Raw genomic sequence first — 13141 nt, 5'->3', positions numbered from 1 at the left:
GAGAGATACTCTAAAAGTCTATTTGTTATTTTCTATCTCTTCTGCTTCTGCATCATAATCGCAATCCCTCAGCCCTTGGCTGATCCGCATGGCGCAGAAGTTAGGTCCGCACATCGTGCAGTACTTCCCGTTCAGATGGTTTGCTTCCTTGTAATATTGCAAGGCACGTTCCGGGTCCAAACTCAGATTAAACTGGTCTTTCCAGCGGAACTCGTAGCGGGCTTTACTCAAGGCATCGTCCCGGATCTCCGCACCCGGATGACCTTTGGCAAGATCTGCAGCATGTGCAGCTATTTTGTAAGTGACCACTCCTATACGGACGTCTTCTTTTTGAGGCAGAGCAAGGTGTTCTTTTGGGGTTACATAGCAAAGCATTGCTGTTCCGTACCAACCGATTTGTGCTGCGCCGATGGCACTTGTGATATGGTCGTATCCCGGTGCAATATCCGTTACCAGCGGACCGAGGGTATAAAATGGTGCTCCGTGGCATTTTTCTATCTGCCGGTCCATATTCTCTCTGATCTTATGCATCGGCACATGACCGGGACCTTCGATGAATGCCTGTACATTCTTTGCCCAAGCACGTTCTACGAGTTCACCCATTGTGTCCAACTCCGCAAACTGAGCCCGGTCATTGGCATCACGAATCGCTCCGGGACGTAAACCGTCTCCTAAAGAGAGTGCCACATCATATTGTGCACATATATCACATATATCATCAAAATGCTCATACAGGAAACTTTCCTTCTGATGTACTTTGCACCATTGTGAAATGATACTGCCACCACGACTCACCATTCCGCAAAGGCGTTCGTTGGCATAATGGATATTCTTCAGGCGTATGCCGCAATGAATTGTAAAATAATCCACTCCTTGTTCACACTGCTCGATCAGTGTATCCCGGAATAACTCCCAGGTAAGGTTTTCCGCTTTTCCGCGTACTTTTTCCATAGCCTGATACATAGGGACTGTACCTACCGGAACGGGACAATTACGGATGATCCATTCGCGGGTTTCGTGGATGTTTTCTCCTGTAGATAAATCCATCAATGTGTCTCCACCCCATTTGCAACTCCAAACGGCTTTTTCCACCTCTTCTTCAATGGTAGAGGAAGTAGCCGAATTTCCAATATTGGTATTGATCTTTACAAGAAACTTTGAACCAATGATCATAGGTTCCGCCTCAGGATGGTTGATATTGGCAGGCAATGCCGCACGTCCGGCTGCAATCTCTTCCCTTACAAATTCAGGTGTGATGTAAGTATCTATACCCAGTTCTTTGCAGTTCATGTTTTCACGGATGGCTACATATTCCATTTCCGGGGTAACGATACCCTGTTTGGCATAATACATTTGGGTAATCTCTTTTCCTTCCTTTGCACGATAGGGCAAGGTGATATGGTCAAAACGTAAGGGATCGAGACTTTTGTCCGCCAGACGCATCTTTCCATATTCGGAACTGATTTCCGGTAGTCGTTCAACTTCCCGTTCCTGTATCCACGGTTCGCGGAGGCGTGGCAGGCCTTTCTTTAAATCTACTTTCAGGTTTGGATCACTGTATGCACCACTTGTGTCATAGATGTAGACAGGTGCATTCTCCGTCATGACTTTTTTCCCGTTTTCCACTACTACGGTAGGGGTGAGGTTTACTTTTCGCATCCCCACTTTCAGGTAAGGATAGAGTTGCCCCTGCATATAGACTTTCTCGGATTCGGGATAAGTAATTTTTGTTTTATCTTCCATGGTTCACTAATTGATTGCTATTGGGTCAGTCGTATAATTGTCTCCATTTCATGTACAGGATTCTCTGCTTTCAGAATACCGCCGCTTAGCGCTATCCCACTCAGCCCTAATGCTTTCAGGGATGGAATGTCTTCGCGTGTGATTCCACCGATTGCAACAATAGGGATGGATATGCCTTCCTCCTGCATTTGTGCAAGTATGGAACGGTAGCCGTCCAGTCCCAGGATAGGTGATAATTTTTGCTTGGTAGTTGTGAAACGGAAAGGGCCGCAACCTATGTAGTCGGCACCATCGGCAACATGTTGCCTGATGTCCGCAAATGTGTTGGCGGTTCCACCGATAATAAACCCTTTGCCCAGCATTTTCCTTGCTTCTTCTATCGGCATATCCAGTTTTCCTAAGTGGACACCGTCCGCACCAATTTCTTTCACCAGATCTACATGATCATCAATGATGAAAGTAGCTCCGTATTGGCGGCAGAGTTCCTGCACGTGCATGGCTGTGGTCTTCAGTTCTTCTTCGGAAGCATCTTTCATCCGAAGTTGAACCCAGCGGCAGCCTCCTTCGAGGGCTATACGTGCGGAGTCCGGATAAGAAATGGATGCCGTAAAATGCGTAATGAATTGTACGTCAAACATTCAAATTCTGAATTTAGAAATTATACTTGCAGAAAGGGGCAGTAGTATAAACGAATAGTAAGAAGATAAGAAGAAAAATTCCCTTCGACGGTACTAACCGTATCAGGTTCATTGGGTATAATCTCAGCTATATTTATAGCACCCCCTTTTCTATCGGCAAAGTAAGGACGAATGTTTTTAACAGGAAAGAGACCGGCTTATCTTTTATGATTATTTAAACTTAACATAATTAAGCCGCGTATATTGCTTGTTTCCCGAAGTAAAGGTGCATGAGATACGTGCTGAAGCGATAAATACCGTTTCACCTGGTTGGAAAGCGTGCTCTGTACCGGGTACTTGGCACGATTCCCGGCTTGCAGTGCGGGAACTTACCCGGAAAGTGACCAGATTGCCGATAGGGTCTTCCAGTGTAAGTATCTGCCGGACATGAAAATAGGGAGTTGTTCCTTTGACCATTGTTTTGTAAGGATCGTCTTCCAACCGTACACGTAGTACTTTCAGCGTTAGATTCTCTACTTTATCTCCCTCCTTACCCAGAAAGCGGCTGGTGGAATATTTCTGCCTTGCCTGTCGTTTTTGAATATCCAGATGAACGGAATGGTATATCTGTGCTATCTGTACAAAACGTTCCTGTTTAGGAATGCGGGGAGTGAATTTATAGGCAATCCAACTAACATAACTCGGGTCGATGCGGAAGATTTCGTGCAGGAAGTGTCCGTGATATTTCCCGAAAGCAATAATATCGTCCCCCTTACTTTGCATACGTTTAGCATTATACTCCACCAGTAGCATGCAGCGGGGAGAGTAATAACATAGACTGCTTGCGGCCCGCAGGCTTTCATGAATATCTGTAGAAAGGTCTTGAATGTAAAAAATAGACTGGCGTTCGGGTAGTGGAGAATAAATCCATAATGAATAACGGGGGTAATCGGGACGGGGCAGTGCTACCAGATAAGCACCTGCATCTTTGTAAGATGTTCTTCCCCGGTTGTATTCGTTTAGTTTCTGATACAACAGTTCTTGTTCTGCTTCGGGTATTCCCGGAATAATCGGATTTGCCATAAGCATTGAGTTATTTACTCAAATATAAGATTTTTCAGGCAAATAATCAAACTTTGTATGGAAAGTTTTAGAAAGAGATAATCTATATTTTATAAAATAACTGAAATTATATTATTCGATAACTTTGAATGATACTGCTTATAATCTCTTATTCTTACAATTCGCTTTTCTTGTGTGGTGCATTCACTTTATATCTGCTCCATATCCGAACCGTATCAAGACCGTACTTGCTCCGTACATTCTCCACTCAGAGGTACCTTTATACGGAGAAAACACGGAGATGGTACGGAGCAAGTATGGCTCAGGTATGCTCTGGAGGAGTATATCTTCCCAATAAAGGTGTCAGAATCTGACCATTAGTTCCAGCACTATTTTGTCTTGTTCGGACTCTTTGGCAATACTGTTTTTAGCATAGAAATATTTCTCAAAGTTCAGTCGAAGGTCCGTGCGGAATGCTTTACTGAGGCTAAATGTGATACCACCGGTCACGCGATGACGTTTGTAGTCAGTGGTGGCTAAAGCTCCGGTTTCTTCATCGATGGCTTTGCCATCACTTTGGCTGGTCATCATGTCATAACGTGCCAGGAAAGACATTTTATTGAATACTTTTCGCAAAGGTAGGTCGTAGTTGATGAAACTATTTACAGCATGTACATTGTCGTAGGCATTGTCTGCATAGGTTTTATACAAGTATTCCCCTTCAATGTGGAAGCGTCCGAATTCATAGAAAGCACCGATGTCATACGAATTTATCCGTACGTCCTGTGGCTGTATGCTCTGTATGCTTAAAGCGAGGTTTAGCTTCTTGGCAAAGAGAAACTGTGCTTTGGCGGAATAATTCACCTCTTTGTGCCACTCTTTTTGATTGGTCAGCCCCGAACCATTGTAGAGTCCCCCTTCTAAAGTGACAGGTACTTCGGTTCCTAATTTATAGCCCAATGTAACACCAACGTCACGTACATTACCTACTTGTTTCGCTATAAATGAGCGGTTGGCAAAATATTGTTGGTGTGGAGATCGGTGGGCATCGATGGTGAACGGTACGCGCATTTGTCCGGCTGTGACCGTCAGATCCTTTATCGGGAAAAGGCGTGCATAGGCATCCAGCATTTTTATTTGTCCTTCATCGGATAGGTCGATTTCAGCTTTATAAGCTACGATGGGCAGCACGTTGCCGGTGATGCTGATACGTGCGTTGCGTACCTCAAAACGGCTGGCAGCCATTTCTGTTTGGTACTCAAATTTGGTGCGGATGGTCCCGTGTATTTCCGGCAGATAATCCTTCGTTTCCAATTCTTCTTTGTCTACCTTCTTTCCGTCTTCATTGCGGTACGGATTTTGAGCTATTGCGGCCAGTGGCAGCAGGGCGATGAGCAGCATGAATGCGCTTTTCTTCATAATAAGTTGTAGTCGATTAATTTATGGCGGCAAAGGTCGGACATACGTGTGATGTTTTTGTGTCATAGATATTGCATTTTTGTTACATGTCTATCTATGAGGGGGAGACTCGTTTATGATTCAAAACTTATGTGGACAATATTAATTGTTTTTTCGGACGATTTAAATCAGTCTGGTAGGATGAAAAACTGTAAATTTGGAACGTTGAAACGACTTGAGAACTTTGTTTATAACTATAAATAGCTTGTTATTATGAAAACATTCATCACATTATTTGTATATCTGGCTTTCCTCTGTGGCAATGTATTGGCCCAAGATGCTCCTCTTATTCTCAAATTCGGGTTGTTTGCTGATGCGCAATATGCCGATTGTCCTTCAGAAAATACGCGGTTCTATAGGGAGACACTACGAAAAATGGACACTTGTGTCAGTTACTTCAATCGGCAGAATGTGGAGTTTACAATTAATTTGGGGGATATTGTTGATAGAAAAAACAGCGACTTAAAAACAATCATGTCTTGTCTCTCTCGTTTGGATCGTGAGATTTATCATCTTACGGGTAATCATGATTATAAAGAGGTGGCAGATGTCTCTGTTCTATACAGGCAGTTGAATATGCCTGCCGGGTATTACTCGTTTCAGAAACAAAATTGGATTTTTATTATGTTGAATACCAATGAAGTTTCGGCATATGCTCATGTCGTAGGAACTGAAAAAGAGCAGGAACTGGCTGAGATGCTGAAGCATATAAAACAGACTGGCGGCAAACAAGGATATAGATGGAATGGGGGAGTCAGTAAGAAACAGATGAAATGGCTGGATAATTTGTTAGCTGAATGTGAGAAGAATAAGAATAATGTGCTAATCTTTACACATCATCCGCTCTATCCGGAAAGTGAGTTTACAGCTTTGAATAATGTGGAAATTCTGAATACTATTTCAAAGTATCCATGTGTGAAAGCTGTCTTTTCGGGACATCACCATGCTGGAGCATTCGGCTATTATAAAGGAATCCCAATGATAACACATGAGGGAATGATAGAGACAGAGAAGCAAAATGCATATTCTATTGTGGAACTTACTCGTGATTCTATCTTGGTGAGAGGATGTGGAAGAGTGCCTTCCCGGTCGTTTAAGTATTTTCTGTGAAGGCATGCTAAAAAGGTATGCCTTTTCTATTTCTTCTGCCCGAAATCATGTATTTTTGTAAGCTAATAAAATGAATCTCCCAAATGAATAGATCTGAAAAGCGAGTATTGGTAGGCATGAGCGGTGGTATAGATAGTACCGCTACCTGTTTAATGTTGAAGGAACAAGGTTATGAGATAGTGGGCCTTACCATGTGGGTATGGGGAGATGAACCTGTAGAGGCCCGTCAGCTTGCCGATAGTATGGAGATTGAACACTATGTAGCTGATGAACGTGAGGCTTTTCGTAAAGTGATTGTACAGAACTTTATAGATGAATATTGTCAGGGACGGACACCCAATCCGTGTGTGATGTGTAATCCTATGTTCAAGTTTCGCATACTGACGGAATGGGCGGATAAATTGGATTGTGCATGGATTGCTACCGGACATTATACTCGTTTGGAAGAAAAGAATGAAAAAGTATATATCGTTGCCGGAGACGATGAAAAGAAGGACCAATCTTATTTTCTCTGGAGATTGGGACAGGATGTGCTGAAACGTTGCATTTTTCCATTGGGAACTTATACGAAGCTACAGGTGCGTGAGTATTTGCGTGAGAAAGGTTATCAGTTGAAGGCCGAAGAAGGTGAAAGTATGGAGGTCTGTTTCATTAAAGGTGATTATCGTGACTTCTTGCGTGAACATAGCCCTGAAATTGACAGGGAAATAGGTCCCGGATGGTTTGTCAATTCTGAAGGTGTGAAGCTGGGGGAACATAAAGGTTTTCCCTATTATACCATTGGGCAGCGGAAAGGCTTGGAAATAGCTTTAGGTAAACCAGCCTATGTATTGAAGATCAATCCACTGAAAAATACAGTGATGTTAGGGGATGCCGAACAATTGCAGACTGAATATATGTTGGCTGAGCAGGACCATATTATTGATGAGCAGGAGTTCTTTTCGACCCCGGATTTATCAGTACGTATCCGGTATCGTAGTAAACCGATTCCATGTACAGTGAAAAGATTGGAAGACGAACGTTTGTTTGTGCATTTTGCGTCGGAGGCTTCAGCCATTGCACCGGGACAATCTGCTGTCTTTTATATCGGAAGGCGGGTAGTGGGTGGCTCGTTTATCGCTTCCCAGCGTGGCATTGGTCTGGTTATTGCAGAAAATAAATAAGTAATAGATAATAATAGAATGAGAAAATTATTTCTTCTTTTGGCTTTCACCCTGTTTATGACAGGTGTGTCCGCACAGCAAGATTCATTGAAGTATCGCATCAGCTTAAAAGACAAGGCTGCTACAGAGTATTCATTAAAACGTCCTGAGAAGTTCTTGTCGGAAAAGGCTATTGAGCGCCGTAAAAAGCAGAATCTTCCAATTGATTCTACTGATCTTCCGGTATGCCGCAAATATATAGATGAAATCCGCAAACTGGGAGTGAATATCGTAGTGGTTGGAAAATGGGATAATTTTGTAACAGTATCTTGTAATGATACTACTTTGATAGACCGCATTGCAGCATTACCTTTTGTACGTTCTACGGAAAAGGTGTGGTTCTCTCCCGGTGCTGATAAACCGACAATGTCAACGGAACGGGATTCTGTAATCAATCAACCAACCATACATCCGGATAGTATCTATGGGTGTGCCATCACTCAGGTTCAACTGAGTAATGGAGATAAATTGCATGAAGCTGGTTTCAAAGGTCAGGGAATGACGATTGCAGTTATTGATGCCGGTTTCCACAATGTAGATAAGATTACTGCTATGCAGAATCTTCATATTTTGGGTACAAAAGATTTTGTGAATCCCCAAGCGGATATTTTTGCGGAGAGCAGTCACGGTTTGAGCGTTCTGTCTTGTATTGGAATGAATCAGCCTGAGATCATGACCGGGACAGCACCCGAAGCTTCTTTCTGGTTGCTTCGTAGTGAAGACGAATATTCGGAGCATTTGGTAGAGCAGGATTATTGGTCGGCTGCCGTAGAATTTGCCGATAGTGTGGGAGTGGATGTGATTAATACCTCTTTGGGGTATTATACGTTTGATGACAAATCAAAGAATTATAAATACCGTGATTTGGATGGACGGCATGCATTGATGTCTCGCCAGGCTTCCCGCATTGCTGATAAGGGAATGGTGTTGGTATGTAGTGCAGGCAATTCCGGTACGGGCTCCTGGAAGAAAATTACCCCTCCGGGAGATGCGGAAAATGTATTGACGGTAGGTGCTGTCAATAAGAAAGCAATATTGGCACCTTTCTCATCTATTGGAAATACTGCAGACCATCGTGTGAAGCCTGATGTTGTTGCAGTGGGGTTAGGATCAGACGTCATCCGTCCCGATGGCAATCAGGGACGGGCCAATGGTACTTCTTTCTCTTCGCCTATCATGTGTGGTATGGTGACTTGTTTGTGGCAGGCTTGTCCGAAGTTGACGGCAAAGGAAGTGATTGAATTGGTGCGTCGGTCCGGTGACCGTGCAGATTTCCCCGATAATATCTATGGATATGGGGTACCTGATATGTGGAAGGCGTACAATGAGTATAAGTTGAAGAATAAATAATGGATTACATGTTGGTATTGGTGATGTGTAACCTGTAATACGTAAATGAACAGAATGGAAGCATTGTCTTTGTATGATTTAAACGCTTTGGTGCGTCGGAGCCTTGAACAATGCCTGCCCGATGAATATTGGGTGCAGGCGGAGCTGAGCGATGTGCGTACGAACAGTACCGGACATTGTTACCTGGAGTTTATTCAGAAAGATCCCCGTAGCAATAATCTGATAGCAAAGGCGCGTGGAACCATTTGGGCAAATGTATATCGTTTGCTGAAACCTTATTTTGAAGAGTCCACAGGACAGGCATTTGTTTCTGGTATCAAGGTTTTGGTTCAGGTAACTGTCAGTTTTCATGAACTTTATGGTTACAGTCTTACCGTGCAGGATATTGATCCTACGTATACCTTGGGTGATATGGCACGCCGACGCCGGGAAATTTTAAAACAACTTGAGGAGGAAGGGGTGTTGACCTTGAATAAGGAACTGGAAATGCCGGTTTTACCCCAGCGTATTGCAGTGGTTTCATCACCTACAGCCGCAGGTTACGGGGACTTTTGCCATCAGTTAAAGAATAATCCACGTGGCTTCTTCTTTCATACGGAATTATTTCCGGCATTGATGCAGGGTGACCGCGTAGAAGAATCGGTGTTATCTGCTCTGGATGCTATTCTGAATCGTCAGGAAGATTTTGATGCTGTGGTTATTATCCGTGGCGGTGGGGCTACTTCTGATTTGTCCGGTTTCGATACCTATCTGCTTGCTGCTGCCTGCACTCAGTTTCCGTTACCCATTATCACTGGTATAGGACATGAGAGAGATGATACGGTACTTGACTCTGTGGCTCATACCCGCGTGAAGACTCCGACTGCTGCTGCAGAGTATCTTATAAATTGTATGGACCTTGCTGCTGATGAACTGGAAGTGCTTATCAGTCAACTGCATGAAAGTGTGCGTTCCCGTCTGACAGAAGAACATCGTAAATTGATTTCATACAGAAACCGTATTCCTTCTGCTGTTGTCCGGCGTGTGTCCGATGCCAAACTTGCATTACTGACTACCCGGAAAGATATTTCGCTAGCTGTTCAGACTTCACTTTCGCGTCAACGGCATCGTCTGGAGTTGTTACAACAACGTCTTGCTGATGCTTCTCCCGAGAAGATACTGGCACGTGGCTACAGTATCACGTTGAAAGATGGGAAAGTAGTGAAAAATGCTGCTATGTTAAATGAAGAAGACGAAATAATCACTCGTTTCTACCGGGGTGAAGTAGCCTCGGTCATAAGTTGTAAATCATAAACTTAAATAATAAATTTCTTTATGCCTACTCCGAAGAAAAAAGAAACTTATTCCCAGGCAATAGAACGTCTGGAGAAGATTGTCCGTCAGATAGACAATAATGAGTTGGAAATCGATGCGCTTGCTGAAAAAATAAAGGAAGCGAATGAGATTATTGCGTTTTGTAGTGACAAATTGACCAAAGCCGACAAGGAAATAGAAAAATTACTGTCGGAGAAGCGAGAAAGTGAAGAATAAAGATTAAATTTGTTGCAAAATGTACGTAATGAGATTACTAATACTTTGAGATATGAAAGAAATAGATTGGTCTAATCTGTCATTCGGATACATGAAGACAGATTATAATGTGAGAATTAATTTCCGGGAAGGTGAGTGGGGAAAACTCGAAATCAGTAGTAGTGAATTGATCAATATGCATATGGCAGCTACCTGTCTGCATTATGGTCAGGAGGCATTCGAAGGATTGAAAGCATTCCGTGGTAAAGATGGTAAAGTTCGTATTTTCCGTTTGGAAGAGAATGCCGCTCGCTTGCAGTCTACCTGTCGTGGTATTATGATGGCAGAATTGCCCACAGAACGTTTCAAAGAAGCTGTACTCGCAGTAGTGAAGATGAATGAGCGTTTTATTCCGCCCTACGAGAGCGGTGCCTCTCTTTATATTCGTCCGTTGCTGATCGGAACGGGTGCACAAGTGGGGGTTCGTCCGTCCAGTGAATATATGTTCCTGATCTTTGTTACTCCGGTAGGTCCATACTTTAAAGGTGGTTTTGCTGCTACTCCTTACGTGATTACTCGTAAGTACGATCGTGCGGCTCCTCTCGGAACAGGTATCTATAAGGTAGGTGGTAACTATGCAGCCAGTTTGCGTGCCAGCCAGGAGGCTCATGCAGCGGGTTATTCTGCAGAATTCTATCTGGATGCCAAAGAAAAGAAATACATCGATGAATGTGGTGCTGCCAACTTCTTCGGTATCAAGGATAATACTTATATAACTCCTTTGTCTACTTCCATCCTACCTTCTATCACAAATAAGAGTTTGATGCAGTTGGCTGAAGATATGGGCATGAAGGTTGAACGCCGTCCGATTGCAGAAGAAGAACTTTCTACTTTCGAGGAAGCTGGTGCTTGTGGTACTGCTGCGGTAATAAGCCCGATTGAGCGTATTGACGATCCGGAGAATAATCATTCTTATATCATTGCCAAAGATGGCAAACCGGGACCTGTATGCATGAAGTTATACAATAAGCTGCGTGGTATTCAATATGGTGACGAACCTGATACACATGGCTGGGTAACCATCGTAGAATAACGCATGAGTAAAGGTAAGTTAGCGAAGTTTGCCGATATGGCAAGTTATCCGCATGTGTTCGAATACCCCTATTCGGCAGTAGATAACGTGCCTTTTGAGATGAAAGGAAAATGGAATGAGTCATTCTTTAAGAATGACCATCCCATTGTTTTGGAATTGGGTTGCGGACGCGGTGAATATACAGTAGGACTGGGACGGCTATTTCCGGATAAGAACTTTATCGGAGTAGACATCAAAGGTTCCCGTATGTGGTCTGGTGCTACGGATTCGTTGCAGGCAGGTATGAAGAATGTTGCTTTCTTGCGTACGAATATCGAAATCATCGATCGTTTCTTTTCTGAAAATGAAGTGAGTGAAATCTGGTTGACCTTTTCTGATCCACAGATGAAGAAGGCCACGAAGCGTTTAACTTCCACTTATTTCATGGAGCGCTACCGTAGATTCCTGAAACCGGATGGTATCATTCATCTCAAGACAGATAGTAACTTTATGTTCACTTATACCCGCTATATGATTGAGGAGAATAACCTTCCAGTGGATGTGATGACAGAAGATCTGTATCACTCCGGCATGGCTGATGAAATCCTTAGCATTAAAACTTATTACGAACAACAATGGTTGGATCGTGGGTTGAACATCAAATATATCAAGTTTCATCTGCCGAAAGAAGGTGAACTGTATGAACCCGATGTAGAAATAGAGTTAGATGAATATCGCAGTTATAACCGCAGCAAGCGGAGCGGACTGCAAACTTCAAAATAACAATTATAAAGTGATAATGTGCTAAAGTGATAGAGTGATAAGGTGTTATTACTTTAATGCTTGTCATGTTGAAATTTATTACGTTAGCACTTTATCACCCTATCACCTTATCACATTTTATATTATGACACTTTATCCTAAACTGATTTTAGATGCACTGGCAACAGTGCGGTATCCCGGCACCGGAAAAAACCTTGTAGAAGCGGAAATGGTTGCCGATAATCTGCGTATTGAAGGTATGAAAGTCAGTTTCTCATTGATATTTGAGAAGCCGACTGATCCTTTCATGAAGTCTGTAATAAAAGCTGCTGAAGCAGCTATTCATACCTATGTATCCAATGAGGTAGAAGTCGTTATTGCTACGGAGAGTAAGCAGGCGGCACGTCCCGAACCGGGTAAGTTATTGCCTCAGGTAAAGAATATTATTGGAATTTCTTCTGGCAAAGGTGGGGTAGGTAAATCAACGGTATCTGCCAATCTTGCAGTAGCTTTGGCAAAGTTGGGCTATAAAGTAGGTTTGCTGGATGCTGATATTTTCGGTCCGTCTATGCCGAAGATGTTTCAGGTAGAAGATGCACGTCCTTACGCAGAGAATGTAGAAGGGCGTGACTTGATTGTACCGGTTGAGAAATATGGTATAAAGCTACTTTCCATAGGTTTTTTTGTTGATCCTGACCAGGCAACTCTGTGGCGTGGTGGTATGGCGAGCAATGCTTTGAAACAACTGATAGGTGATGCGAACTGGGGAGATCTTGATTACTTCCTGATAGACCTCCCTCCCGGGACGAGTGATATCCACTTGACTGTGGTTCAGACGCTTGCTCTGACTGGCGCAATTGTTGTCAGTACACCGCAAGCTGTTGCATTGGCGGATGCCCGTAAAGGCATTAACATGTTTGTCAATGATAAAGTAAATGTTCCTATTCTGGGCTTAGTGGAGAATATGGCTTGGTTTACACCAGCCGAATTGCCGGAAAATAAATACTATATTTTCGGTAAGGAAGGTGCTAAGAAACTGGCAGAAGAAATGAATGTACCTTTATTGGGACAGATTCCTATTGTGCAAAGCATTTGTGAAAGTGGCGACAAAGGTACACCGGTAGCACTTGATGAAAATACTGTGACAGGACGTGCCTTTTTGCAATTGGCAGCGAGCGTAGTTCGCCAAGTAGATAAGCGGAATGTAGAGATGGCACCGACGGAAGTGGTGCAAATGCATAAATAGAGAATATCCT

12 protein-coding genes and 1 riboswitch are annotated in these 13141 nt (G+C 43.2%); of the genes, 8 read left to right on the top strand and 4 right to left on the bottom strand.

Going from position 1 to position 13141, the window contains the following annotated elements; genetic code table 11:
- Nucleotides 1-18 precede the first annotated feature (18 nt).
- From thiC to DWW10_RS18310, 4 genes are all read right to left on the bottom strand, one after another.
- Entirely contained in the window at nt 19-1743 is a 1725-nt protein-coding gene (thiC, locus tag DWW10_RS18330; protein ID WP_022391839.1) for a phosphomethylpyrimidine synthase ThiC, read from the bottom strand.
- A 17-nt stretch (nt 1744-1760) separates the two neighbouring features.
- Nucleotides 1761-2381: a thiamine phosphate synthase gene (locus DWW10_RS18325; RefSeq protein ID WP_022391838.1), complete on the bottom strand. Its 621-nt coding sequence runs from the start codon at nt 2379-2381 to the stop codon at nt 1761-1763.
- 61 nt (nt 2382-2442) lie between these two features.
- Nucleotides 2443-2537, bottom strand: a riboswitch (TPP riboswitch).
- Between the two features lie 54 nt (nt 2538-2591).
- Complete coding sequence (locus DWW10_RS18320) at nt 2592-3443, bottom strand: exodeoxyribonuclease X C-terminal domain-containing protein (RefSeq protein ID WP_022391837.1); 852 nt, start codon at nt 3441-3443, stop codon at nt 2592-2594.
- A gap of 342 nt (nt 3444-3785) precedes the next feature.
- Nucleotides 3786-4841, bottom strand: a complete 1056-nt coding sequence (locus DWW10_RS18310) for a porin (RefSeq protein WP_118422028.1) — start codon at nt 4839-4841, stop codon at nt 3786-3788.
- 252 nt (nt 4842-5093) lie between these two features.
- Here DWW10_RS18310 and DWW10_RS18305 point away from each other — a divergent pair, with 252 nt between their 5' ends.
- The 8 genes from DWW10_RS18305 (at nt 5094) to DWW10_RS18270 (ending at nt 13131) form a co-directional block, all read left to right on the top strand.
- Nucleotides 5094-5990, top strand: coding sequence for a metallophosphoesterase (locus DWW10_RS18305; RefSeq protein ID WP_022391835.1), 897 nt, complete (start codon nt 5094-5096; stop codon nt 5988-5990).
- A gap of 83 nt (nt 5991-6073) precedes the next feature.
- Nucleotides 6074-7153, top strand: coding sequence for a tRNA 2-thiouridine(34) synthase MnmA (gene mnmA / locus DWW10_RS18300; protein ID WP_022391834.1), 1080 nt, complete (start codon nt 6074-6076; stop codon nt 7151-7153).
- Between the two features lie 18 nt (nt 7154-7171).
- Entirely contained in the window at nt 7172-8542 is a 1371-nt protein-coding gene (locus tag DWW10_RS18295; protein WP_022391833.1) for a S8 family peptidase, read from the top strand.
- Between the two features lie 54 nt (nt 8543-8596).
- Nucleotides 8597-9835, top strand: coding sequence for an exodeoxyribonuclease VII large subunit (xseA, locus tag DWW10_RS18290; protein WP_118422027.1), 1239 nt, complete (start codon nt 8597-8599; stop codon nt 9833-9835).
- Between the two features lie 21 nt (nt 9836-9856).
- The gene (gene xseB / locus DWW10_RS18285; RefSeq protein WP_022391831.1) at nt 9857-10072 is read left to right on the top strand and encodes an exodeoxyribonuclease VII small subunit; all 216 of its coding nucleotides are present in this window, start codon (nt 9857-9859) and stop codon (nt 10070-10072) included.
- A 52-nt stretch (nt 10073-10124) separates the two neighbouring features.
- Entirely contained in the window at nt 10125-11144 is a 1020-nt protein-coding gene (locus tag DWW10_RS18280) for a branched-chain amino acid aminotransferase (protein ID WP_022391830.1), read from the top strand.
- Between the two features lie 3 nt (nt 11145-11147).
- Complete coding sequence (gene trmB / locus DWW10_RS18275; protein WP_022391829.1) at nt 11148-11906, top strand: tRNA (guanosine(46)-N7)-methyltransferase TrmB; 759 nt, start codon at nt 11148-11150, stop codon at nt 11904-11906.
- A gap of 124 nt (nt 11907-12030) precedes the next feature.
- Nucleotides 12031-13131: an Mrp/NBP35 family ATP-binding protein gene (locus tag DWW10_RS18270; RefSeq protein WP_118422026.1), complete on the top strand. Its 1101-nt coding sequence runs from the start codon at nt 12031-12033 to the stop codon at nt 13129-13131.
- Nucleotides 13132-13141 lie beyond the last annotated feature (10 nt).

Origin of the sequence: Bacteroides intestinalis (genome assembly GCF_003464595.1) — a bacterium.
Classification (GTDB): Bacteria; Bacteroidota; Bacteroidia; order Bacteroidales; family Bacteroidaceae; genus Bacteroides; species Bacteroides intestinalis_A.
Note: the sequence above shows the minus strand (reverse complement) of the source record. Positions and strands in the feature narration are given on the sequence as shown.

What these genes read in the sequence shown, in the direction of transcription:
- DWW10_RS18295 (WP_022391833.1), top strand. Translation starts at nt 7,172, where the DNA reads ATGAGAAAATTATTTCTTCTTTTGGCTTTCACCCTGTTTATGACAGGT.
- DWW10_RS18320 (WP_022391837.1), bottom strand. Translation starts at nt 3,443, where the DNA reads ATGGCAAATCCGATTATTCCGGGAATACCCGAAGCAGAACAAGAACTG.
- DWW10_RS18325 (WP_022391838.1), bottom strand. Translation starts at nt 2,381, where the DNA reads ATGTTTGACGTACAATTCATTACGCATTTTACGGCATCCATTTCTTAT.
- thiC (WP_022391839.1), bottom strand. Translation starts at nt 1,743, where the DNA reads ATGGAAGATAAAACAAAAATTACTTATCCCGAATCCGAGAAAGTCTAT.
- trmB (WP_022391829.1), top strand. Translation starts at nt 11,148, where the DNA reads ATGAGTAAAGGTAAGTTAGCGAAGTTTGCCGATATGGCAAGTTATCCG.
- DWW10_RS18310 (WP_118422028.1), bottom strand. Translation starts at nt 4,841, where the DNA reads ATGAAGAAAAGCGCATTCATGCTGCTCATCGCCCTGCTGCCACTGGCC.
- xseB (WP_022391831.1), top strand. Translation starts at nt 9,857, where the DNA reads ATGCCTACTCCGAAGAAAAAAGAAACTTATTCCCAGGCAATAGAACGT.
- DWW10_RS18305 (WP_022391835.1), top strand. Translation starts at nt 5,094, where the DNA reads ATGAAAACATTCATCACATTATTTGTATATCTGGCTTTCCTCTGTGGC.
- DWW10_RS18270 (WP_118422026.1), top strand. Translation starts at nt 12,031, where the DNA reads ATGACACTTTATCCTAAACTGATTTTAGATGCACTGGCAACAGTGCGG.
- DWW10_RS18280 (WP_022391830.1), top strand. Translation starts at nt 10,125, where the DNA reads ATGAAAGAAATAGATTGGTCTAATCTGTCATTCGGATACATGAAGACA.
- mnmA (WP_022391834.1), top strand. Translation starts at nt 6,074, where the DNA reads ATGAATAGATCTGAAAAGCGAGTATTGGTAGGCATGAGCGGTGGTATA.
- xseA (WP_118422027.1), top strand. Translation starts at nt 8,597, where the DNA reads ATGGAAGCATTGTCTTTGTATGATTTAAACGCTTTGGTGCGTCGGAGC.